The following is a 22,567-nucleotide window of genomic DNA, read 5'->3' as shown; positions in this document are numbered from 1 at the left end:
GGCTCAGAACAGGGAGTAGAGCTGCGCGAGGGGCAGCCGCTCGGCGGGCGCGGGGACGACGAGCTCCCCGTCGACCTCGATCGCGAACGTCTCCGGGTCGATCTCGATCTGCGGCAGGTAGTCGTTGAGCCTCATCTGCGCCTTCCCGACGCCGCGCGTGTCGGCGACGGGCAGGAGCTGGCGCGCGAGACCGAGCCGCTCCTCGAGGCCGTCGTCCAGCGCGGCGGGCGACACGAACGACATCGACACGTCCGCGCCGATCGCGTCCGCGAGCGCCGGGCGCATGAGCACGGGCTGGGGCGACGGGATCGACGCGTTCGGGTCTCCGAGCGCGCCCCACACGAGCGCGCCGCCCTTCATGACGACGCTCGGCCGGACGCCGAACAGCTTGGGCTCCCACAGGACGAGGTCCGCCGCCTTGCCCGGCTCGACGGAGCCGACGTAGCCGTCGATGCCGTGCGCGACGGCCGGGTTGATCGTGTACTTCGCGACATAGCGGCGCGCGCGCAGGTTGTCGGCCGGCAGCGCGGGGCCTCGGCCGCCGCCCGGGTCGGCGCCGCGGCGGGCCTTCATGACGTGCGCGACCTGCCACGTGCGCGTCACGACCTCGCCGATGCGGCCCATCGCCTGCGCGTCCGACGACGTGATGGAGATCGCCCCGAGGTCGTGCAGCACGTCCTCGGCGGCGATCGTCGTGCCGCGGATGCGCGACTCGGCGAACGCGAGGTCCTCCGGGACGGCGGGGTTGAGGTGGTGGCACACCATGAGCATGTCGAGGTGCTCGGCCACGGTGTTCACGGTGTGCGGCAGCGTGGGGTTGGTCGACCCCGGGATGACGTTCGGGTGGCTCGCCACCGTGAGGATGTCGGGTGCGTGCCCGCCGCCCGCGCCCTCGGCGTGGAACGCGTGGATCGACCGGCCGCCGATCGCGCGCAGCGTCGAGTCGACGTACCCGGCCTCGTTGAGCGAGTCCGAGTGCAGCGCGACCTGCAGGCCCCAGTCCTCGGCCGCGCGCAGCGCCGCGTCGATCGCGGCGGGCGTCGAGCCCCAGTCCTCGTGCACCTTGTAGCCGCCTGCGCCCGCCATCGCCTGCTCGCGCAGCCCTTCGGCGCTCACGGTGTTGCCCTTGCCGAGCAGGAGCACGTTGACGGGCAGCCGGTCGAGCGAGCGGTGGATCGCCTCGAGGTGCCACGCACCCGGCGTGACGGTCGTCGCCTTCGTGCCCTCGCTGGGCCCGGTACCGCCCCCCGCGACCGTCGTGATGCCCGTGGCGAGCGCCTCGTGGACCTGCGACGGCGAGATGAGGTGCACGTGCGAGTCGATCCCGCCCGCGGTGAGGATCTTGCCCTCGCCCGAGACGACGTCGGTGGACGGCCCGATGTGCAGGTCCGGGTGCACGCCGTCCGCGACGTCGGGGTTGCCGGCCCGGCCGAGCGCGACGATCCTGCCGTCGCGGATCCCGACGTCCGCCTTGACGATCCCCCACCAGTCGAGCACGACGGCGTTGGTGATCACGGTGTCGAGCGCGCCCTCGGCACGGGTAGTCGACCCCTGCGCCATCGACTCGCGGATCGACTTGCCGCCGCCGAAGACGACCTCCTCGCCGCCGAACGTTCGGTCCTCCTCGACCTCGATCCAGAGGTCGGTGTCGCCCAGGCGCACCTGGTCGCCCTTCGTGGGCCCGTAGAGCGCCACGTAGCGCTCGCGCGAGATCGCGACCATCGCTCAGTCCTCCGGGGTCGTCGTGGTGTCGAGCCGACCGCCGTCGGGCTTGCCGCGCTGGAGGCCGGGCACCCGGCGTCGGCCCCGGAGAGCCACGGCCTCGACCTCGGCGGACGCGCCCGGCTCGAACCGGCGGGACGTGCCCGACGGGACGTCGAGCCGGAAGCCGTGCGCTGCGGCCCTGTCGAGGTCGAGCGCCGCGTTGGCGTCGGGCAGGTGCAGGTGCGACCCGATCTGCACGGGCCGGTCCCCGGTGTTCGTCACCACGAGCGTGATCCGCTCGTCGTCGGTGCGGTCCGCGTTGAGGACGATCGGGACGTCCTCCGCGCCCTGCTTGAGCCGGATCGCGCCCGGCCCGCTCGTGCTGATACCCGCCATCGTCGGCTCCGTCCTGCGCTGCTGGTCGTACGGGTCGCCGGTCAGGCGATCGGCTGGTGGATGGTGACGAGCTTGCGACCATCGGGGAACGTCGCCTCGACCTGCACGTCGGGGAGCATCTCGGCGACGCCCTCCATGACCTCGTCGCGGCCCAGGACCTCGCGGCCGGAGACCATGAGCTCGGCGACGCTCACGCCTTCGCGCGCCCGCTCGATCACCCACGTGGTGAGGAGCGCGACCGTCTCGGGATAGTTGAGGAGCACGCCGCGCTCGCGCCGGTCGCGGGCGACCATGCCCGCGACGGCGAGCAGCAGCTTCTCGGTGTCACCAGGTGTCAGGTGCATGGCGGTGATCCTGCCCGTCGCATGTGTCCGATGTGTATACGCGGCGTTATACGCGTGTGTACCGCGCCCTTGACGGCGTCGTCCACGTGCCGGGACCGAGCCTTCGCGGGCCACACGCGGCCACCACGCTCCCAGGATGCCGCCGAACCCCGGGTTGTGCGCCACCAGCGGCCAGCATCGGCCCGCAACCCCGGGCTCGGCGCAGGGACGGCACGACGAAGGCCGCCGACCGGGCGAACCCGGCCGACGGCCTTCGGTGCTGCTGGTGCGTCCGGACGGGCCGGACGGGTCAGGCGTGGATCAGAAGTCCATGCCGCCCATGCCGCCGTCGCCACCCGGCGCCGGCGCGTTCTTCTCCGGCTTGTCCGCCACGACGGCCTCGGTCGTGAGGAAGAGCGCCGCGATGGAGGCGGCGTTCTGCAGCGCGGAGCGCGTGACCTTGACCGGGTCGTTCACGCCAGCGGCGAGGAGGTCCTCGTAGACACCGGTCGCGGCGTTGAGGCCGTGACCCGACGGGAGGTTGCGGACCTTCTCGGCCACGACGCCGCCCTCGAGACCGGCGTTGATCGCGATCTGCTTGAGCGGGGCGTCGATCGCGGCGCGCACGATCGCGGCACCGGTCGCCTCGTCACCCTCGAGCTCGAGCTTCTCGAACGCCACGGCACCGGCCTGGATGAGCGCGACGCCACCACCGGCGACAATGCCCTCCTCGACGGCAGCCTTCGCGTTGCGCACGGCGTCCTCGATGCGGTGCTTGCGCTCCTTGAGCTCGACCTCGGTCGCCGCGCCGGCCTTGATGACCGCCACGCCGCCCGCGAGCTTCGCGAGGCGCTCCTGGAGCTTCTCGCGGTCGTAGTCGGAGTCCGACTTCTCGATCTCGCCACGGATCTGGTTCACGCGACCCGCGATGAGGTCGGCGTCGCCCGCACCCTCGACGATCGTGGTCTCGTCCTTGGTGACGACGACCTTGCGCGCCTGGCCGAGCAGGTCCAGCGTCGCGTTCTCGAGCTTGAGGCCCACCGTCTCGGTGATGACCTGGCCGCCGGTGAGGATCGCGATGTCCTGGAGCATGGCCTTGCGGCGGTCGCCGAAGCCCGGGGCCTTGACGGCGACGGACTTGAACGTGCCACGGATCTTGTTGAGCACCAGCGTCGCGAGGGCCTCGCCCTCGACGTCCTCGGCGATGATGAGGAGCGAGCGCCCCTGCTTCATGACCTGGTCGAGGACGGGGAGCAGGTCCTTCACGTTCGAGATCTTGGACTCGACGATGAGGACGTACGGGTCCTCGAGCACGGCCTCCTGGCGCTCGGGGTCCGTCTCGAAGTAGCGCGCGAGGAAGCCCTTGTCGAAGCGCATGCCCTCGGTGAGCTCGAGCTCGAGGCCGAACGTGTTCGACTCCTCGACCGTGATGACGCCCTCCTTGCCCACCTTGTCGAGGGCCTCGGCGATGAGCTCGCCGATCGCGGGGTCGCCGGCGGAGATGGCGGCCGTGGCGGCGATCTCCTCCTTGGTCTCGATCTCCTTGGCGGCGTTGAGCAGCTGCTCGGTCACCGCGTCGACGGCCTTCTCGATGCCGCGCTTGAGGGCGATCGGGTTCGAGCCGGCGGCGACGTTGCGCAGACCCTCGCGCACGAGCGCCTGGGCGAGCACGGTCGCGGTGGTGGTGCCGTCACCCGCGACGTCGTCCGTCTTCTTGGCGACCTCCTTGACGAGCTCCGCACCGATCTTCTCGTACGGGTCCTCGAGCTCGATCTCCTTGGCGATGGAGACGCCGTCGTTCGTGATCGTCGGCGCGCCCCACTTCTTGTCGAGCACGACGTTGCGGCCCTTGGGGCCGAGGGTGACCTTCACGGTGTCGGCGAGGACGTTGAGCCCGCGCTCCATCCCGCGACGGGCCTCCTCGTTGAAGGCGATGATCTTTGCCATGGGGAATGATCCTCCGCTGGTGGCTTTCGGCGGTCGGCGGGCGCCCGCGACGGACGACCCGCGTCGGGCGGCGTTCATGTCACGCCGCCGGGGCGGGCCTCACCTGTCGACCTGGTGTTGTTGCGCGGCACCCGCCTGGACGGCTGCCTGCGCTGGTCACTTCTGTCACTCTCACGAGGAGAGTGCTAACGCCATTATTGGCACTCTCACCCTGCGAGTGCAAGACAGTGCCGCCCCCGTCCTCGCGGTATCGCGCCGGGCGGAATCCGGCGCCCGGTCCCCGGCGTGGTCGCGCTCCCCTAGGATGCGCGGTGTGATCCGCGCAACAGCGACGTGGCGCCTCGGTGCGGTGGCCGGCTTCGTGCTGGTCCCGACCCTGGGGCTCAGCGCGGCGACCGCCTCCGCCGAACCGGTGGGCGAGCACATCGACCTCTACCAGGACGGTGTCGCCGTCACCTCCGGCGCGCTCCTGCGCCTGCCGTCCGGGACCGCCGCGACCTATCTCGAGGGAAGCCGCGTCCTCGACCCGGCGAGCCTGGACGCCGCCGTGCTCGCCGCGGGGGTCGACCCCGCCGACGGCGAGGCGAACCGCCTCGCGCAGGTCGCGGGCGCACCCATCGACGCCGCCGCACTCCTCGACGCGTCCGCCGCGGCCGACGCCGCCGCCGCCTCGCGCGCCTGGCTCGCCGCAGGCACGGTCCCCGGGGCGGGCGGGCCCTACGCGGAGCTGGGCGAGGACGCGCTGCTCGACCTGCGTGCCCTCGTGCTCGACAACGGGGCGTCGCTCGCCGCGCCCTCGCCCAAGTGGCGGTACGTGTGGCCACGCGACGCGTCGTTCACCGCGGCGGCGCTCGCCCGCACGGGTCACGTCGACGAGGCTCTCGACGTGCTCGGGTTCCTGGGCCAGGTGCAGGAGGAGGACGGGTCCTTCCACGCGCGGTACCTGCCGGACGGCACCGGCGTCCCCGACGACCGCGGGCTCCAGTCCGACGGGACCGGCTGGGCGCTGTGGGCGGCGGCCGTCGTGGTCGCCGAGGCTCCCGAGGCGGACCGGGCCGACGTCGTCGCCCGCCTGCGTCCCCTCGTCGACGCGTCCACCGCCCACGCGCTGTCGCTCGTCGCCGGAGCCGACGCGCTGCCGCCGGCGTCGAGCGACTACTGGGAGGTCGAGCCGACGTCGCTCACGCTCGGCACCGCAGGGCCTCTCCTCGCGGGCCTCGAGGCGGCGTCCGACTTCTACCGGACCGCGGCGACGCTCGAGCACCCGCGCCGCGCGACGGTGTACGGCGCGGGACTCGGCAGGGTCCCCCGGCCGGCGACGACGGCGGAGGCAGCCGGCACGGCCGAGAGCACGGCAGGCGGCACGGCGGAGGTCGTGCTCGACGCGAGCGCCACGGCGGGCCCGTGGACCCGCGTGGTGCAGACGTCGCGCGCCGCGGAGCGTCTGCGTACCGCCGTCGAGGACGCGTTCGGCAGCCAGGGGTACCCGCGGCACGTCACCGGTGGCCCACGGGACGCCTCGACGGCGTTCGTCCTCCCGCCGTTCCAGCCGGAGCCGCTCGACGGCGCGCAACAGGCCTGGCACGCCTCGGTCACCGAGATGCTGCGGCCGGCCGGTGGGCTCGCCCCCGGTGCGGGGTGGCGCGAGGACGGCATCTCCTGGACGCCGCAGACGTCGCTCTACGCCCTGACCGCGGCGTCGTCGTCCGACGCCGAGGACCGTGCGGACGCCCGCGAGTGGCTGCGCTGGGTCGACGAGCACCGCACGGCGTCCGGCGCGATCCCGGAGAAGGTGCTGGCCGACGGGTCCCCCGCGGCGGTCGCACCGTTGTCGTGGAGCTCCGCGCTCGTCGTCCTCGCACTCGTCGAGCTCGACGCCGCTGGCTGACTCGCTGAGCTGCGGTACTACGTCGCCGGACTGCGGTCCTCCCGCGGCGCGAGGTCCGGGGCGTCGCGCACGTCGAACTCGCGGCGCAGCACCCGGCGCGCGGCGTACCAGCCGCCGAGGCCGTGCACGCCCGGTCCGGGCGGCGTCGACGCGGAGCAGAGGTACACGCCCTCCAGCCCGACCGCGTACGGGTCCGGGCGGAGGCTGGGGCGCGCCACCATCTGCCACATCGTCACCGCGCCGCCCGCGATGTCGCCGTCGACGTAGCTCTCGTCGTGCCGGCTCATCTCCGCGGCCGGTACGCAGCGCGACGCCACGACCACGTCGCGGAAACCCGGGGCGAAGCGCTCGATCTGGGCCACGACGTCCTCCGTGACGTCGCGCGTCGACCCGGCGGGCACGTGCGCGTACGTCCACAGCGGCCGGAGCCCGCCGGCCCCGCGCCCGGGGTCGACGACGGTCGGGTCGCTCACGAGCACCATCGGGCGCTCCGCGTGGCGGCCGGCCGCGACCTCCGACTCGGCGGACGCCATGTCCGCGCGCGATCCCCCGACGTGCACCGTGCCCGCCCGGCCGACCTCGGCGTCCGCCCACGGGACCGGCCCGGAGAGCACGAGGTCGACCTTCGCCGCGGCGTCGCCGTGCCGGAACCGCCGCAACGAGGCCGCGGCATGCGGGTTCAGTCGGTCGGCGAAGACGTCCGCGACGACGCGCGGCACGGTGTCGAACACGTAGGCCCGGGCCCGGGGCAGGTCGGCGCGGGACGCCACCCGGTGACCGGTCACGACGTCACCCCCGTGCGCGCGCAGGTCCTCGACGAGCGCCGCGACGATCGCACCGGACCCGCCGCGCGGGATCGGCCAGCCGCCCGGGGCGTGGCCGAGCCCCGCGAGGAGCAGCGCGGTCCCGGCACCGGCGAGCGAGGGCAGCGGGGTGATGGCGTGCGCGGCGACGCCCGTGAGCAGCGCCGCGGCCTCCTCGGTCGAGAAGCGACGGTCCCATGCACGGCTGCCCTGCTCGAGCACCGCCGCGCCGAACCGGGCCGCGACAGCGGCGCCCTCCGGCCGCAGCACGCGAGCCGGCACCGAGCGCTTGTCGCTCAGCGCGAGCGCGACGACGTCCCGCCACCCGTGCGCGAGGGGCCCGAGCAGCGCACGCCAGGCCGCGCCGTCGGGACCGCCGAGCCGCTCGGCCGTGCGGTCGAGGTCGCGGTAGGCGATGCCGGCCCGACCGCCGTCGAGCGGCTGGGCGTACGAGACCTCCGGGACGACGAGGTCGACCCCGCGCCCGCCGAGGTCGAACGCCTCGAAGAAGGGCGACGCCCAGGCCATGGGGTGGACGGCCGAGCACACGTCGTGGACGACCCCGTCTGCCAGGCCCAGGTCGAGCGTCCGCGCACCGCCACCGACCGTCGGCTGCGCCTCCAGCACGCGGACCGTCAGCCCGGCACGGGCGAGCGTCACCGCTGCCGCGAGACCGTTCGGGCCCGAGCCCACGACGACCGCGTCGAGGTTCTCCACCGCGCCCGCCTGCTCAGTCCCTCGGCCGCACCGTCGTCAGCACGGTCAGAGCGGCCGCACCGCCTCGGCCTGCGGTCCCTTCGTGCCCTGGCCGAGCTCGAACTCGACCTGCTGCCCCTCCTCGAGGGAGCGGTAGCCGTCGGACTGGATGGCGCTGAAGTGGACGAACAGGTCCTGACCACCGCTGGCCGGGGTGATGAACCCGTAGCCCTTCTCGGCGTTGAACCACTTCACGGTGCCCTGAGCCATCGAGATCTCCTCGTGCGTCGTCACCCACGGGGCGACCGCCGCCTCGTGGTACGGCGAGCCTAGCGGCGACGGCGGGCCGGCGGAAGGAGAACGCGGGCCCGGTCAGCCCGCGGGCGTGAGCTCGGTCGTGATGACGACCATGACGTCGCCGGAACGCAGCGTCTCCTGGGTCACCTGCTCCGCGGGGATGCCGAGGATGGCCGCCACGGCGGCCGCCGTGTCGCTGCGGTTCTCGGTGTACCAGACCACGTTGCCCGTCGCGCCCGACTCTCCGGGGAAGTCCTCGGCGGTGGTGTTCGTGAAGCCGCGCCCGTCGAGGGCGTCCTTGCCGGTCCCCGCGGAGCCGGTCGGACCGCCGTCGTTCATCACGCGGACGAGCGCGCTCGGGTCGGCGACCGCCATGAGACCGTCGATGTCCGGAGCGGCCGGGGTCTCCTCGACCGGGGGCTCCTCGGTCTCGGCCGGGGGCTCCTCCGTCTCGGCGGGCGCCTCGGTCTCGCCGTCGCCCGGCGTCTCCGTGGACTCCCCGGCGGGATCGGTGGACTCCGCCTGGGGCGGCGCCTCGCCGTTCCCGTCCGACAGCAGCGTGAAGCCGCCGTACGCGAGCCCGGCGAAGACCACGGCCACGAGGAGGAACGGCCAGGTCTTGCTCCACCGGGTGCGGGGTGAGCGGTGCACGCCGACGGGCGCACCCTGCGGCGCGGGAGCGTCGAACTCGTCGGGCGCGTAGGGGTAGCGGCTCTTCGTCACGGCGACAGGGTAGCCCGGTCGAGGCCGATGGCTAAACGTCCGGTTCGCCGGTTCTCCACGGCTCGCCCCGCCTCAGAGACCTTCGAGACGGCGCGCGGTCCGGGCGCGCTGGCGCGTGGACCGCATGCGCCGCAGGCGCTTCACGAGCATCGGGTCGTGCGCGAGCGCGGCCGGCGAGTCGATGAGCGCGTTGAGCACCTGGTAGTACCGGGTGGCGGACAGGTCGAACAGCTCGCGCACCGCCTGCTCCTTGGCGCCCGCGTACTTCCACCACTGCCGCTCGAAGTCGAGGATCTCCCGGTCGCGCGCGCTCAGTCCCGACGCCGCGTCGTCGCTGCCGTCGGGCGCGGTCGCGCCGGGCCCCTCGAGGACGTGTGCCGCCTCGCTCATGGTTCCCTCCCGTCGTGCACGTTCTCGTCACCGAAACCGTCCGCCCCGATCGCGTCGCGACCGTCGGACCGTCCCCAGGGTACGCAGCGAACCACACCGGTGTCATTCGTCCTCGCCGGGCGCGGGCTACGCTCGGTGCTCGTGGAGAGCGCACCCGGAACGACCCGTCCCCCGCTCGCGAGCGTCATGGCGCCCGACTGGGCCGAGGCCCTCGCGCCCCTCGAGGCGCAGCTGCACGCGACGGGCGACTTCCTCCGTGCGGAGGTCGCCGCCGGCCGCGAGTACCTGCCCGCGCCGTCGGCCATCCTCAGCGCGTTCTCGCGCCCGCTCGCGGAGGTGCGCGTGCTCGTCGTCGGGCAGGACCCGTACCCCACGCCCGGCCACCCGATGGGCCTGTCCTTCTCGGTGCAGCCCCATGTGCGCCCCGTGCCGCGCTCCCTGCAGAACATCTTCGCGGAGCTCGCGGACGACGTCGGGGCCCCGACCCCCGCGACGGGCGACCTGTCGGCGTGGAGCGACCAGGGCGTCATGCTGCTCAACAGGGTCCTGACCGTGCGTCCCGGCGAGCCGGGATCGCACCGCGGCCAGGGCTGGGAGGCCTTCACCGAGGCCGCGATCCGGGCGCTCGTCGCGCGCGACGCCCCCCTGGTCGCGGTCCTCTGGGGCCGCGACGCCGCGACGCTGCGCCCGATGCTCGGCGACACCCCCGTCGTCGCCAGCGCGCACCCGAGTCCGCTCTCGGCCCGCCGCGGCTTCTTCGGCTCCCGCCCGTTCTCGCGCGTCAACGAGCTCCTCGTCGCGCAAGGCGCCGCCCCCGTCGACTGGCACCTGCCGACCACCTAGGTGCCTGGACCGCGAGAGTCCTGGGTCTTGGCCGTACCGCAGGTCGTGGCGAGGCGACGGACGAGCGGTGGTGGACGGGACGCACCGCGGAACTGCCCCTCACCGCGCCCCCTTGAGCTGCCGGGACCACGCGAGCGGTAGGAGCAGAATGGTCGGGTGACGACGCCGAACCCGACGACCTCCCCGTCCGCCGGAACGCCCGCCCCCGAGACCGCCCCACCGCGCTGGAACAGCTACGTCGCGGTCGGTGACTCGTTCAGCGAGGGGCTGTGGGACCCGTACCCCGGCCAGGACGACCACCAGCGCGGCTGGGCCGACCTCCTCGCGCAGCACCTCGCGGTGCGTCGCGTCGCCGCGGGCGACGAGCCGCTGCGGTACGCCAACCTCGCGATCCGCGGCCGCAAGCTCCGGTCGATCCTCACGGAGCAGGTGCCCGCGGCCCTCGCCCTGCAGCCGGACCTCGTGAGCGTCATCGGTGGCGGGAACGACATCCTGCGTCCGAACGCCGACGTCGACCGCCTCGCGCGCAACCTCGAGCACGCGGTCGCCCGACTGCGGGCCGCGGGGATCGACGTCCTGATGGGCACGGGCTTCGACGCGTCGCACTCGCCGCTCGTCGGGCTGACGCGATCGCGCGTCGGGGTCTACAACGCGCACATCTGGGCCATCGCGCGGCGGCAGGGCGCGTACGTCGTGGACCTCTGGGGTCTGCGCGCGCTGCAGGACTGGCGCATGTGGTCCGACGACCGGATCCACCTCACGCCCGAGGGGCACCGGCGCGTCGCGCAGGCGGCGCTCGTCGGGCTGGGCCAGGCGCCCGACGACGCGGCCTGGGACGATCCGCTGACCCCCCTGCCGCCGTCGCCCGCGATCGACCGCGCGCGGCAGCACGGGCAGTGGGTGCGCGCGCACGTCGGGCCGTGGGTGCAGCGCCGCCTCACGGGGACGTCGTCGGGCGACGGGAGGCTGCCGAAGGCACCCGAGCTCCAGCCGGTCCCGCTCGCGGAGGGCTGAGGACGACGAAGCCCCCGACCTCGTGGAGGTCGGGGGCCCGCGCGGAGCCGCCTGTCGGGTTCGAACCGACGACCTTTCGCTTACAAGGCGAGTGCTCTACCAGCTGAGCTAAGGCGGCGCACCGGCTCGCGCCGGACGAGAGAGCAGGATACCCGCTCGTCCGGCGCGACCCGGTCGGACGTCAGCCCTGCTGTGCGGCCTCGACCGCGGCGGGCAGCGCGCTCGGGTCGGACCAGTTGCCGTCCCAGCGCTCACCGTCGATCGCGATCGTCGGTGTGCCGAACCCGCCGGACTGCGGGTTGGCGAGCGACTCGTCCTGGGTGACGAGGTTCGTGGCCGTCGCGGCCCAGTCGGCGAACTCCTCGGTGGCCGTGCCGTCGGCGATCTGTGCCGCGACGTCGGCGGGGACGCCGGCCTGCTCGGCGAGGTCAGCGATCTGCTCGTCGGTCAGGCCCTCGGAGCCCTCGGCGGGCTGGTTGGCGAACAGGATGCTGTTGAACTCGTTCATGGCCTCGGGGGCCTGGTCGGCGACGAAGCCGGCGGCAGCCGCCGCACGCGTGGAGAACTGCGAGCCCTGCGAGTAGCGGTCGAGGATCGACACGGGGTGCAGCACGACGGTGATGTCGCCGGACTCGCGCAGCGCGTCGAGCTGCGCGCCGTTCGCCTCCTCGAAGTCGCCGCAGATGGGGCACATGTAGTCGAGGTAGACCGCGACCTCGACGGCGTCCGCGCCGTTGTCGGTGCCGGCCGCGCCGTCGGCCCCCATCGGGATGCCGCCGTCGGTGGAGTTCTCGGGGTTCGTGACCTCGCTGAGGTTCCCCGCGGTGACGGCGTCGATGGTCTCGTTCTGGTCGTTCAGCGCGGGGATGAAGAAGTAGAGGAACACGCCGATGAGGACGGCCAGACCGGCGACGAGCGCGCCGATCGTGATGAGCCGGTTGCGGCGGTCGCGCTTGGCCTGCGCCTCGCGGAGCGCGAGGGCCTCGGCGCGCGCGGCGTCGCGGCGCTGGGCCTTGGTCTGGGGTTCGTTGCTGGGCATGGTGGGTCCTTCGGGTGCGGTGCGGTCGTCGTGCGGGGACGACGGAGGGCGGGGCGTGCCGCCGTCGGGCTCGGCGTGCGGGAGCCGTCAGGCGAGGGCGGCCACGGGGGGTCCGCGCCGGGTGCGCACCACGGCGTCGGCGAGGTGGTGCAGCGCGGCGGGGACGACGTCGGGCCGCGGCAGCCGCTGGGCACGCGGCCCGACGACCCTCCGTCCCTGCGAGGCGCCGAGGACACGGGCGAGGAGCGCGGCCAGGACACGCCGTGTCCCGGCGGACAGCTCGCGGGCCCGCGCGTGCGCACGGCGCACGCGCGCCGAGACGCCCCAGGCCACGAGCGCGGCGACCGCGTGGCCCAGCAGGACGGGCACGGCGAGCACGCCCAGCACGGTCACCATCGTGGCGCCGTCACCGCCGAGCGCCGTCCCGGACGGGCAGTCGGGCGTCTCGTGGACGAGCGCGAGGTGCATCCCCGCGATCCCCCAGACGCCGGGGACGGTCACGCACTGGTGCACGACGGCGAACCCGCGGTCCGCGAGGGTCGTCAGCAGGGCTGCGGCGACGGTGAGGAGCAGGACGACGGGGCCGAGGAACGGCCCGGTCGCGGGCATGACGGACGCCCGCGTCGCGCCGCGCGGGAGGCCGCGCGTGACCGTCGTCCGGAGCACGGCGCCCAGACTACACACGCCGCCTGGGACGGGCCTGGGTGCCGACCGGACGCCGGTGCCCGGCCCGGGGTTCAGCGCAGGTCCGGCGGGCCCGGGAACGGCCACCACTCGACCGGGCGGTCCGACGCGAGCAGCACCACGCACACGACGGTGAGGGCGATCCCGAGGCCGAGGAGGACGACGGTCCCGGTGCGCCCGGGGGCGACCCGGGCGAGCGCGGTGCGCGTCCCGTAGCGCGTGAGGTACGTGAGCGGGCCGACCCACGCGAGCACGACCGCCGCGAGCATCGCGACCACGAGCAGGACGGTCGTCACGACGGGCGGGTTGCCGCCGTCGGGGCCCTCGACGACGACCCAGCGGTCCGCCTCGAGGAGCCACCACCCCGCCACGACGACCAGCACTCCCGCGCACGCCGCGACGAGCAGCGACGGGAGCGCGCCGAGGATCGCGCGGAGGACGTACCAGGGCGACGCGGCGACGGAGCGCGCCGTGTCGCTGCGCTGGACGCCACGCCGCTCACGGCGCGTGTGCAGGGACTCCGTGGTGACGCCGACGACGCGCGCGAGGACGACGAACAGCGCGAGGGCGCCGAACGCGAGCCCGGGGAACATCGCCCCCAGGAGGACGAGGGGCACCGCGAGGAGCATGAGCGCCGTGCGCCGGGACGCCGGCACGGGCCGCACGTACAGCGGCTCGCCGGCCTCGTCGGAGGGGGGCGCCCCGAGATCGTCGAGCAGGTCGGGGTCGGCCGGGCCACCCGCGGGCACGGCGACGGTACGGCCGTCGTTCACCTGCGTCTGGGACGCGGGCAGGGGCGGCGGCACGACCGCGGGCGCAGCAGCCCACGCGGCACCCGCAGCGGCACCTGCGACGGCGGCGGCGGGTGCCACGACCTGCGTCGGGCCGGTCGGCGGCCCGACGAGCTGGGTGGGGGCGTCGCCCGTGTCGGCGGCCCGGCGCAGCGCCGCGACGACCTCGGTCGGGCCGAGACGCCGGGAGGGGTCGGCGTGCAGCGCGCCCGCGAGCGCCTGTGCGGTGACGGGCCCGAGGCCGGCGAGGTCGGGTCGTCCGCTGCGGGCCCGGGCGAGCACGACGTCGGTCGGCCGCACGCCGAACGGGGCCCGGCCCGTGGCCGCGTAGGCGAGCAGCGCGGCCCAGCCCCACCAGTCGGTGTCCGCGCTCGGCGCCGCGCCCTCGAGCAGCTCGGGCGCGAGGTAGCCGGGCGTGCCCATGACCAGTCCGGTCGACGTCACCCGCGCGTCCTCAAGACCCTGCGCGATGCCGAAGTCGATGAGCACGGGACCGCGCGACGCCACGAGGACGTTGCTCGGCTTGAGGTCGCGGTGGATGACGCCCGCCGCGTGGACGGCCTCGAGCGCCGCGGCGAGCTGGTCCGCGAGCTCGTACAGGTCCCAGGCGTCGAGCGGGCCGCCGTCCGCGACCTCGTCCTCGAGCGTCGGTCCGTCGACGAGCTCGGTGACGATGAACGCGTCCGGGCCGTCGAGCTCGACGTCGAGGATCTGCGCGACGGCGGGGTGTCGCAGCCGCTGCAGGGCCAGCGCCTCGCGCCGCAACCGCTCGCGACCCTGCGCCGCCGCGTCGACGTCGACGTGCGCGTGGAGGAACTTGATCGCGACGAGGTTGCCGCCGCCGTCGTGCGCGCTGTGCACCGTCCCCATGGCGCCCGAGCCGAGGCGCGCGCCGACGAGGTAGCCGCCGACCTCGCTGCCGGGGGCCGGCCCGCGTCCGCCCGCCGTCGGTGCGACGCGCTGCGTGGACTCCTCCATGGTGACAAGGTAGCCGCAGACGCGACGTCCGGCGGCCCGGGACGCTCGGTGTCGACCCGCGCCGTGCGCGACCGTCCGTCTACCCTGGGACGCGTCATCCGCGTTCCATCGAAGCACAAGGAGAATTCCGTTGTCAGGCAAAGAGGGGTTCGATCTCGTCGTCGTGGCCAACCGGCTGCCCGTGGACTTCACGGTGAACGCCGGGGGTGACGTCTCGTGGAGCCGCTCGCCGGGCGGCCTGGTCACGGCTCTCGAGGCGGTCATGCAGGCGACCGACGGCGCGTGGGTCGGCTGGTCCGGCGCCCCGGACCTCGCGCACGAGCCGTTCGACGCGGACGACATGCGCCTCGTCCCCGTGACCCTGAGCGCCGACGAGATCGAGCGCTACTACGAGGGCTTCTCCAACGACACGCTCTGGCCGCTCTACCACGACGTCATCTCGCCGCCCACCTACCACCGCACCTGGTGGGAGGCGTACCGGCGCGTCAACCAGCGCTTCGCCGACGCCGCCGTCGCGCAGGCGGCGCCGGGCGCCGTCGTGTGGGTGCACGACTACCAGCTCCAGCTCGTGCCGCAGATGGTCCGCGAGCAGCGGCCCGACGTGCGGATCGGATTCTTCAACCACATCCCCTTCCCCCCGCTCGAGCTCTTCCAGCAGCTCCCGTGGCGGCGCCAGGTCCTCGACGGGCTCCTCGGCGCGGACCTGGTCGGCTTCCAGCGGGCGGGCGACGCCGCGAACTTCATCCGCGCGGTCCGCAGGCTGCGCGCGTACACCACGCGCGGCCCGATGATCACGGTCCCCACCGCCGAGGGGCGCGACCGGCACGTGCGCGCCGCCGCGTTCCCCATCTCCATCGACTCGCGGCGGTTCGACGAGCTCGCGCGCACGCCCGAGGTGCAGCAGCGGGCCCGCGAGGTCCGCGCGGACCTCGGCGACCCCGACGTCATGATCCTCGGCGTCGACCGCCTCGACTACACGAAGGGCATCCGGCACCGCATCAAGGCGTACGGCGAGCTGCTGCAGGACGGCCGGCTCGACGTCGAGCACGCGACGCTCGTGCAGGTCGCGAGCCCGAGCCGCGAGAACGTGGACGCCTACCAGGAGCTGCGCGAGCACGTCGAGGGCGCCGTGGGCCGCATCAACGGCGAGTACGCCGAGATCGGGCACGCGGCCATCCACTACCTGCACCACTCGTACCCGCCCGAGGAGATGGCCGCCCTCTACCTCGCGGCGGACGTCATGCTCGTCACGTCGCTGCGCGACGGCATGAACCTCGTCGCCAAGGAGTACGTCGCGGCCCGCTCCGACGACCGCGGCGTCCTCGTCCTGTCGGAGTTCACGGGCGCCGCGGACGAGCTCGCGTCGGGCGCGCTGCTCGTCAACCCGCACGACATCGACGGGATGAAGGACATCATCGTCGCGGCCGCGCACATGGACCACCGCGAGCAGCGCAAGCGCATGCGCCGGCTGCGCCGCCGTGTCCTCACGGACGACGTCGCCAAGTGGTCGGAGTCGTTCCTCGGCGTGCTGACCGCCATGCCGTCGCGGGTGCCGCGCCGCTCCTCGGGGTCCACCGAGCCCGCCGACCGGGGTCAGCAGGGCGACGCCGTGGAGCGCCGGGCATGAGCGAGGGTGCACCGGCCCCCGTCACGCTGCCGCCCGACGTCGCCGAGACCGTCCTCGCATTCGCGGCCGACGGCGACCGGCCGCCCCGCGCGCGCCTCGTCGCCCTCGACTTCGACGGGACGCTCGCGCCCCTCGTCGACGACCCCCTGGCCGCGCGCATGACGCCCGCGGCCCGCGCCGCCGTGGACCGCCTCGCGGCGGCGCTGCAGGGGACGACGACGCGGCTCGCCCTCGTGTCGGGGCGCAACCTCACCGATCTCGCCGAGCGCGGGGAACCTCCGGTCGGGACGTTCCTCGTCGGGAGCCACGGCGCCGAGACCGGGCACGTGACCGAGCACGGGGTGGACGCCGTGCCGCTCGTGCTCACCGACGACCAGGAGCGCGCGCTCGCCGAGCTGCGGACCGGCCTGGCCGCCGCGGTCGCCGGGCGCGAGGGCGCCTGGGTGCAGGACAAGCCGAGCGCCGCCGTCCTGCACACGCGGCTCGCCTCCGCCGAGGACACCCTCGCGGCCGAGGCCGCGGCCGACGCGGTGGCCGAGCACCTCGGGCTGCACGCGATGCACGGCAAGGACGTCGTCGAGATCGCCGTCCTCACCGTGTCGAAGGGCGAGGCGGTGGACCGGCTGCGCGACGACGTCGGGCAGAACGCCGGGACGACCGGCCGCACGCGCGTCCTGTACGCGGGCGACGACACGACTGACGAGACGGCCCTGGCGGTCCTCGACGGCGACGACCTGGGCATCAAGGTCGGTCCCGGCGAGACCGCTGCGGCGGTGCGCGTGCCCGACGCCGACACGCTGGCCGCCGCGCTCGACCTCCTCGCGCGCGCCCTGGCCGGTGAGGTCGGGACCGGATCGTGACCTCGGCGGCACCGGGGTGTGACCTAGCACTCAGCAGCCGGGGGTAGTATCGGCTCCACGATGACGTCGGGTCCCTGTCTGCGTGGGGGTCCGACTTCATTTGTGTCGTCGAAGACACGCTCGTCCGCCATCGCGAACAGCTACGTCGAAGTGGCACGTCACTGCACAACGGATCGTCCGGCACGTACCTGCCGGTGGAGGGATGTACCCATCATGGCTACGGTCACCTACGACCACGCAACGCGGCTCTACCCCGGGACCGAGCGCCCCGCGGTGGACCAGCTGAACCTGCACATCGAGGACGGCGAGTTCCTCGTCCTCGTCGGCCCCTCGGGCTGCGGCAAGTCGACCTCTCTCCGCATGCTCGCGGGCCTCGAGGACGTCAACGCGGGCAACATCTACATCGGCGACCGCGACGTCACGGACGTCCAGCCGAAGGACCGCGACATCGCGATGGTGTTCCAGAACTACGCGCTGTACCCGCACATGTCCGTCGCGGACAACATGGGCTTCGCGCTGAAGATCGCCGGCACGCCGAAGGCGGAGATCCGCCAGCGCGTCGAGGAGGCCGCGAAGATCCTCGACCTCACCGAGTACCTGGACCGCAAGCCGAAGGCGCTCTCCGGCGGTCAGCGCCAGCGCGTCGCCATGGGCCGCGCCATCGTGCGCCAGCCCCAGGTGTTCCTCATGGACGAGCCGCTGTCGAACCTCGACGCCAAGCTCCGCGTCCAGACCCGTACGCAGATCGCGTCGCTCCAGCGTCGTCTCGGCGTCACCACGGTCTACGTCACGCACGACCAGACCGAGGCCCTCACGATGGGTGACCGCATCGCGGTCCTCAAGGACGGTCTGCTCCAGCAGGTCGGCACCCCGCGCGAGATGTACGACACCCCGCAGAACGTGTTCGTCGCGGGCTTCATCGGCTCGCCGGCCATGAACATCGGTACGTTCACCGTCAACGGTGGCGTCGCCGAGGTCGGCCCGGCCCGCCTGCCGCTCGAGCGCGACGTGGCCGCGAAGCTCACCGAGGCCGACAACGGCAAGGTGACGATCGGCTTCCGTCCCGAGGCCCTCGACGTCGTGTCGCAGGCCAACGAGAGCGCGTTCCCCGTCGAGGTGAACATCGTCGAGGAGCTCGGCTCCGACGCGTTCGTCTACGGCACCCTCAAGGGCGAGCTGGCCGCGCAGGCCGAGGTCCACTCGGGTGCCGGCGACAACCAGGTCATCGTCCGCGTCGACCCGCGCAACGTCCCCACCAAGGGCGAGCGCATCTACGTGGCGATCCGCCCGGGCAACTCGCACGTCTTCTCGGCTGCCTCGGGCCAGCGCCTCAGCTGACCTCCGCACCGCCGACGGGGCGGGTCCGACCTCCGGGTCGGGCCCGCCCTTCGTCGTTCGCCCCGACGCCCGCCGAACCCAGGGTTACGCGCCACCAGCGCCCATCTCTGCCCCACAACCCAGGGTTCGACACCCCCCATCTCGCCGAACCCGGGCTTACGCGCCACCAGCGCCCATCTCTGCCCCACAACCCAGGGTTCGGCGTCAGGACGAGCTGACGCCGGAGCGGGGGTGGGGCGGGTCGTGGCGGGTCTGGCGGGAGCCGCGAGGAACGAGCGGCGGATGGTAGACCCGCCCCGCCCCCGCGCAGGCGTCGGCGGACCCGACCACCACGACCTACGACCATGGACAATGGACCCGTGACGGTGCACAACCTGCAGATCACCGCGTCTGCCCCCGACCCGGCTCTCCTCGACCTGCCCTGGGACGTCCCGCTCGAGGACTGGCCGGCTGAGACGCTCGCGGCGCTCCCCCGCGGCATCTCCCGGCACATCGTGCGGTTCGTCCGCCTCTCGGGCCGGGTGATCGCGATCAAGGAGATCGGTGAGACGGTCGCGTACCGGGAGTACGAGCTGCTGCGACAGCTGCGTCGGCTGGAGGTGCCGAGCGTCGTGCCCGTGGGCGTCATCACGGGCCGCAAGGACCCGAACGGCGAGCGGCTGGAGGCGGTGCTCGTCACGGAGCACCTGCAGTTCTCCCTGCCGTACCGCGCGCTGTTCAGCCAGTCGCTGCGACCGGACACCGCGACGCGTCTCATCGACGCGCTCGCCGTCCTTCTCGTGCGGCTGCACCTCGTGGGCTTCTACTGGGGCGACGTGTCGCTGTCGAACACGCTGTTCCGCCGGGACGCCGACACGTTCGCGGCGTTCCTCGTGGACGCGGAGACCGGTGACCTGCACCGCGAGCTGTCGCCGGGCCAGCGCTCGTACGACGTCGACCTCGCACGCACGAACATCATCGGCGAGCTCATGGACCTCGCGGCGGGCGAGCTGCTCGACGAGGACGTGGACGAGGTCGCGATCGGCGACGCCCTGGTCGCGCGGTACGAGGAGCTGTGGGAGGCCCTCACGACGTCGGAGTCGTTCGGCGCCGACGAGCGGTGGCGGGTCGCGGCGCGCATCGAGCACCTCAACGACCTCGGCTTCGACGTCGGCGAGCTCGCCATCACGACCGACATCGACGGCACGACCGTCCAGATCCAGCCGAAGGTCGTCGACGCGGGCCACCACTCGCGGCGGCTGATCCGGCTGACCGGTCTCGACGTGCAGGAGAACCAGGCCCGGCGCCTCCTCAACGACCTCGACTCGTTCCGCGCCGCCACCGACCGGCAGAACGACGACGAGGAGTTCGTCGCGCACGACTGGCTCAGCGGCGTGTTCGAGCCGACGATCCAGGCCGTCCCGCGCAACCTGCGTCGCAAGCTCGAGCCGGCGCAGCTCTTCCACGAGATCCTCGACCACCGGTGGTTCATCTCGGAGCGCGCGGGCCGCGACGTGCCGATGGCGGAGGCCACGCGCTCGTACGTCGAGAACGTGCTGCAGCACCGTCCGGACGAGAAGTCGATCCTCGGCCTCGCACCGGGCGAGAAGGACCCGGAGTACTACGGCTGACCGTCGGCCGCCGTCGCCGTGACGACGGCGGCCGGTCGGGTCAGTCCTGCGCCGCGCGCAGGCGCGCGACCTCGTACAGCGAGATGCCGGTCGCGACGGCGGCGTTGAGCGACTCGGTGTCGGAGTCGATGGGGATGGACGCGACGACGTCGCACGCCTCGCGCACGAGGCGCGACAGCCCCTTGCCCTCGGACCCGGCGACGACGACGAGCGGCTCGGTCGCGAGCTGGAGCTCGCCGATCGACGTCGTGCCGCCTGCGTCGAGCCCGACGACGAAGCAGCCCGCCTTCTTGAGCTCGCCGAGCGCGCGGACGAGGTTCGTGGCCCGCGCGACGGGCACGCGTGCGGCGGCGCCCGCGGACACCTTCCACGCGGACGCGGTGACGCCGGCCGCCCGACGCTCGGGCACGAGGACGCCGTGCGCGCCGAACGCGCCGGCGGAACGCAGGACCGCACCCAGGTTGCGGGGGTCGGTCACGCCGTCGAGCGCCACGATGAGCGGCGCCCGGTCGGACGCGGCCGCGGCGTCGAGCAGGTCGTCGACGTCCCGGTAGTCGTACGGCGGGACCTTGAGCGCGACGCCCTGGTGCACGGCGCCGTCGGTGAGGCGGTCGAGCTCGGGCTTGCCCACCTCGAGCAGCTCGTAGCCGCGTCCGGAGACGATGTCGAGGATCTCGCGAGTGCGGTCGTCGGCGTCGAGACGGGAGAAGAGGTAGACCGCCTCGACGGGGATGCCGGCGCGCAGCGCCTCGAGCACGGAGTTGCGGCCGGTGACGATCTCCTGGACGCCGCCACGACCCTTCGGGGAGCCGCCGCGTCCGCTGCGCGCACCGCCCGGTCGCTGGCCCGCCGCCTTCTTCTCGGCGGCCACCTTGCGCTGGTGCGCCGGGTGGTAGACGCGGTCCTCGGCCTTGGGCGTGGGGCCACGGCCCTCGAGCGCCTTGCGGCGCTGACCACCGGAGCCGACGGTCGCGCCCTTCTTGCTCCCGGCCTTGCGCATCGCGCCGCGTCGTTGTGAGTTGCCTGCCATGGGTCTGCCCGTCGTGTCGTCGGTCGTTCAGGTCGTGGTGCGCCGCCGCGCGGGTCGCGGGCGGCGGCGGTGGCCGGGGGTCTCGCGCGAGCCCCTCGGTCCATGCTCGGTCAGCCGAGGCTCCAGCGCGCGCCGTCGGCGGAGTCCTCGACGACGATCCCGGCCGCCGCGAGGCGGTCCCGGATCGCGTCGGCGGTCGCGAAGTCCCGTGCGGCGCGCGCCTCGGCGCGGGCCGAGATCTCGGCGCCCACGACCGCGTCGAGCGCGGCCGCGTAGCGCGAGTCGCCGGCGTCGGCCCACTGCGGGTCGCCCGGGTCGAGGCCGAGCACCTCCAGCATCGCGCGCAGCGCGACGAGGTGGTGGCGCGCGACGGCGTCTGCCGCGCTGCTGCGGTCGGCGAGCGCCGAGTTCCCCGCGCGCAGGTGCTCGTGCACGACGGCGAGCGCCGCGGGCACGTTGAGGTCGTCGTCCATCGCCGTGGTGAAGGCCGTCGGGAGCTCGGCGTCGCGCACGTCGCCGACGTCCCCGACGCGCTCCGTGGCGCGCTCGACGAACCCGGCGAGGCGCTCCCACGTCGTCTGTGCCTCGGTCACGGTGGCGGGCGTCCACTCGAGCATCGAGCGGTACTGGACGGACGCGAGCGCGTAGCGGAGCACCGCGGGGCTGGTGGTCTCGAGGACCTCGCGCACGAGGAGCCCGTTGCCGAGCGACTTGCTCATCTTCGTGCCGCCCTGCGTGACCCATGCGCTGTGCAGCCAGTGCCGCGCGAAGCCGTACCCGGCAGCGCGCGACTGCGCCTGCTCGTTCTCGTGGTGCGGGAAGCGCAGGTCCAGGCCGCCGCCGTGGATGTCGAACGTGTCGCCGAGGTAGCGACGGGCCATCGCCGAGCACTCGAGGTGCCAGCCCGGCCGCCCGCGGCCGAACGGTGTCTCCCAGGACGCCGTGGCCGGCTCGTCGTCCTTGGGCGCCTTCCAGAGCGCGAAGTCGCGCGGGTCGTGCTTGGCGGCGGCCTCGTGCGCGTCGGCGGGGACGTCGTCGGGCACGGGGTTGAGGTCCTCGAGGCGCTGGTTGGTGAGCGAGCCGTACTCGCGCCAGGACCGCACGTCGAACCAGACGTCGCCCGGCCCGGTGGTGTACGCGTGGCCGCGCCCGACGAGCCGCTCCATGAGGTCGACCATGTCGGGGACGTGCCCGGTCGCGCGCGGCTCGTAGGTGGGCGGCAGCACGCCGAGCGCGTCGTACGCGGCGGTGAACGCACGCTCGTACGTCGCGGCCCACGCCCACCACGGCTCGCCGGCCGCGGCGGACTTCGCGAGGATCTTGTCGTCGATGTCCGTGACGTTCCGGATGAGGGTGACGCGCGACCCCGCGCGGCGGAGCCAGCGCACGAGGACGTCGAAGGCGACGGCGGAACGCATGTGACCGATGTGGGGTGCGGCCTGAACGGTCGCGCCACACAGGTAGATGCCGACCTCGCCCGGGGTCTGGGGCACGAAGTCGCGCACGTCCCGCGTGGCGGTGTCGAACAGGCGAAGGGTCACGTCCGCAAGGGTACCGGGGCGGCGCTGCCCGGTCCGAACGGCGTC

General features: G+C 73.9%; 20 protein-coding genes and 1 tRNA gene. 7 read left to right on the top strand and 14 right to left on the bottom strand.

The window, feature by feature from the left end; genetic code table 11:
- Positions 1–3 precede the first annotated feature (3 nt).
- The 4 genes from ACZCLJ_RS17380 to groL all read right to left on the bottom strand — a co-directional run bounded on the left by ACZCLJ_RS17380 (position 4) and on the right by groL (position 4,370).
- Positions 4–1,722 carry an urease subunit alpha gene (locus ACZCLJ_RS17380; protein WP_463104651.1) on the bottom strand — a complete coding sequence of 573 codons (1,719 nt, stop codon included), beginning with the start codon at positions 1,720–1,722 and terminating at the stop codon, positions 4–6.
- A gap of 3 nt (positions 1,723–1,725) precedes the next feature.
- The gene (gene ureB / locus ACZCLJ_RS17375; protein ID WP_463104650.1) at positions 1,726–2,100 is read right to left on the bottom strand and encodes an urease subunit beta; all 375 of its coding nucleotides are present in this window, start codon (positions 2,098–2,100) and stop codon (positions 1,726–1,728) included.
- A 41-nt stretch (positions 2,101–2,141) separates the two neighbouring features.
- Positions 2,142–2,444 (bottom strand): urease subunit gamma, encoded by a 303-nt coding sequence (locus ACZCLJ_RS17370; RefSeq protein WP_251150172.1) that lies wholly within the window; start codon positions 2,442–2,444, stop codon positions 2,142–2,144.
- 300 nt (positions 2,445–2,744) lie between these two features.
- A complete protein-coding gene (gene groL, locus ACZCLJ_RS17365) occupies positions 2,745–4,370 on the bottom strand; it encodes a chaperonin GroEL (protein ID WP_251150171.1) in 1,626 nt (541 codons plus the stop codon).
- 313 nt (positions 4,371–4,683) lie between these two features.
- On the opposite strand from groL, the gene ACZCLJ_RS17360 reads away from it, so the two are divergent.
- Positions 4,684–6,258 (top strand): glycoside hydrolase family 15, encoded by a 1,575-nt coding sequence (locus ACZCLJ_RS17360; RefSeq protein WP_463104649.1) that lies wholly within the window; start codon positions 4,684–4,686, stop codon positions 6,256–6,258.
- Positions 6,259–6,275: 17 nt separating this feature from the next.
- Here ACZCLJ_RS17360 and ACZCLJ_RS17355 read toward each other — a convergent pair whose 3' ends face one another.
- The 4 genes from ACZCLJ_RS17355 to ACZCLJ_RS17340 form a co-directional block, all read right to left on the bottom strand.
- Positions 6,276–7,778 (bottom strand): phytoene desaturase family protein, encoded by a 1,503-nt coding sequence (locus ACZCLJ_RS17355; protein WP_463104648.1) that lies wholly within the window; start codon positions 7,776–7,778, stop codon positions 6,276–6,278.
- Positions 7,779–7,823: 45 nt separating this feature from the next.
- On the bottom strand, positions 7,824–8,027 hold the full coding sequence (locus tag ACZCLJ_RS17350) for a cold-shock protein (RefSeq protein WP_251150168.1): 204 nt from the start codon (positions 8,025–8,027) through the stop codon (positions 7,824–7,826).
- A gap of 102 nt (positions 8,028–8,129) precedes the next feature.
- On the bottom strand, positions 8,130–8,777 hold the full coding sequence (locus ACZCLJ_RS17345) for a LytR C-terminal domain-containing protein (protein WP_251150167.1): 648 nt from the start codon (positions 8,775–8,777) through the stop codon (positions 8,130–8,132).
- A 72-nt stretch (positions 8,778–8,849) separates the two neighbouring features.
- Complete coding sequence (locus tag ACZCLJ_RS17340; RefSeq protein WP_251150166.1) at positions 8,850–9,167, bottom strand: DUF3263 domain-containing protein; 318 nt, start codon at positions 9,165–9,167, stop codon at positions 8,850–8,852.
- A gap of 141 nt (positions 9,168–9,308) precedes the next feature.
- Here ACZCLJ_RS17340 and ACZCLJ_RS17335 point away from each other — a divergent pair, with 141 nt between their 5' ends.
- A complete protein-coding gene (locus ACZCLJ_RS17335) occupies positions 9,309–10,010 on the top strand; it encodes a uracil-DNA glycosylase (protein ID WP_463104647.1) in 702 nt (233 codons plus the stop codon).
- Positions 10,011–10,166: 156 nt separating this feature from the next.
- Entirely contained in the window at positions 10,167–11,024 is an 858-nt protein-coding gene (locus ACZCLJ_RS17330) for an SGNH/GDSL hydrolase family protein (protein ID WP_251150165.1), read from the top strand.
- A gap of 45 nt (positions 11,025–11,069) precedes the next feature.
- Here ACZCLJ_RS17330 and ACZCLJ_RS17325 read toward each other — a convergent pair.
- The 4 genes from ACZCLJ_RS17325 to ACZCLJ_RS17310 all read right to left on the bottom strand — a co-directional run bounded on the left by ACZCLJ_RS17325 (position 11,070) and on the right by ACZCLJ_RS17310 (position 14,516).
- A tRNA-Thr gene (locus ACZCLJ_RS17325) sits at positions 11,070–11,142 on the bottom strand.
- A 63-nt stretch (positions 11,143–11,205) separates the two neighbouring features.
- Positions 11,206–12,063, bottom strand: a complete 858-nt coding sequence (locus tag ACZCLJ_RS17320) for a DsbA family protein (RefSeq protein WP_251150164.1) — start codon at positions 12,061–12,063, stop codon at positions 11,206–11,208.
- 87 nt (positions 12,064–12,150) lie between these two features.
- Positions 12,151–12,729 (bottom strand): hypothetical protein, encoded by a 579-nt coding sequence (locus tag ACZCLJ_RS17315; protein ID WP_251150163.1) that lies wholly within the window; start codon positions 12,727–12,729, stop codon positions 12,151–12,153.
- A 71-nt stretch (positions 12,730–12,800) separates the two neighbouring features.
- A complete protein-coding gene (locus tag ACZCLJ_RS17310) occupies positions 12,801–14,516 on the bottom strand; it encodes a serine/threonine-protein kinase (RefSeq protein WP_463104646.1) in 1,716 nt (571 codons plus the stop codon).
- Between the two features lie 130 nt (positions 14,517–14,646).
- Between ACZCLJ_RS17310 and otsA the strand changes: the two genes are divergently transcribed.
- The 4 genes from otsA to ACZCLJ_RS17290 all read left to right on the top strand — a co-directional run bounded on the left by otsA (position 14,647) and on the right by ACZCLJ_RS17290 (position 19,951).
- Positions 14,647–16,143: an alpha,alpha-trehalose-phosphate synthase (UDP-forming) gene (otsA, locus tag ACZCLJ_RS17305; protein ID WP_463104645.1), complete on the top strand. Its 1,497-nt coding sequence runs from the start codon at positions 14,647–14,649 to the stop codon at positions 16,141–16,143.
- Positions 16,140–17,003: a trehalose-phosphatase gene (gene otsB / locus ACZCLJ_RS17300; protein WP_463104644.1), complete on the top strand. Its 864-nt coding sequence runs from the start codon at positions 16,140–16,142 to the stop codon at positions 17,001–17,003. Before otsA ends, otsB begins: the two co-directional genes overlap by 4 nt.
- 213 nt (positions 17,004–17,216) lie before the next feature.
- Positions 17,217–18,341, top strand: a complete 1,125-nt coding sequence (locus ACZCLJ_RS17295; protein ID WP_251150160.1) for an ABC transporter ATP-binding protein — start codon at positions 17,217–17,219, stop codon at positions 18,339–18,341.
- Between the two features lie 344 nt (positions 18,342–18,685).
- Entirely contained in the window at positions 18,686–19,951 is a 1,266-nt protein-coding gene (locus ACZCLJ_RS17290) for a DUF4032 domain-containing protein (RefSeq protein ID WP_463104643.1), read from the top strand.
- Positions 19,952–19,991: 40 nt separating this feature from the next.
- On the opposite strand, the gene rlmB is transcribed toward ACZCLJ_RS17290, so the two are convergent.
- Together rlmB and cysS are read right to left on the bottom strand one after the other, a co-directional pair.
- Entirely contained in the window at positions 19,992–20,981 is a 990-nt protein-coding gene (gene rlmB / locus ACZCLJ_RS17285) for a 23S rRNA (guanosine(2251)-2'-O)-methyltransferase RlmB (protein WP_463104642.1), read from the bottom strand.
- A gap of 110 nt (positions 20,982–21,091) precedes the next feature.
- Positions 21,092–22,522, bottom strand: coding sequence for a cysteine--tRNA ligase (gene cysS / locus ACZCLJ_RS17280; RefSeq protein WP_463104641.1), 1,431 nt, complete (start codon positions 22,520–22,522; stop codon positions 21,092–21,094).
- Positions 22,523–22,567 lie beyond the last annotated feature (45 nt).

Source organism: Cellulosimicrobium sp. So1_17, assembly GCF_055181235.1.
Note: the sequence above shows the minus strand (reverse complement) of the source record. Positions and strands in the feature narration are given on the sequence as shown.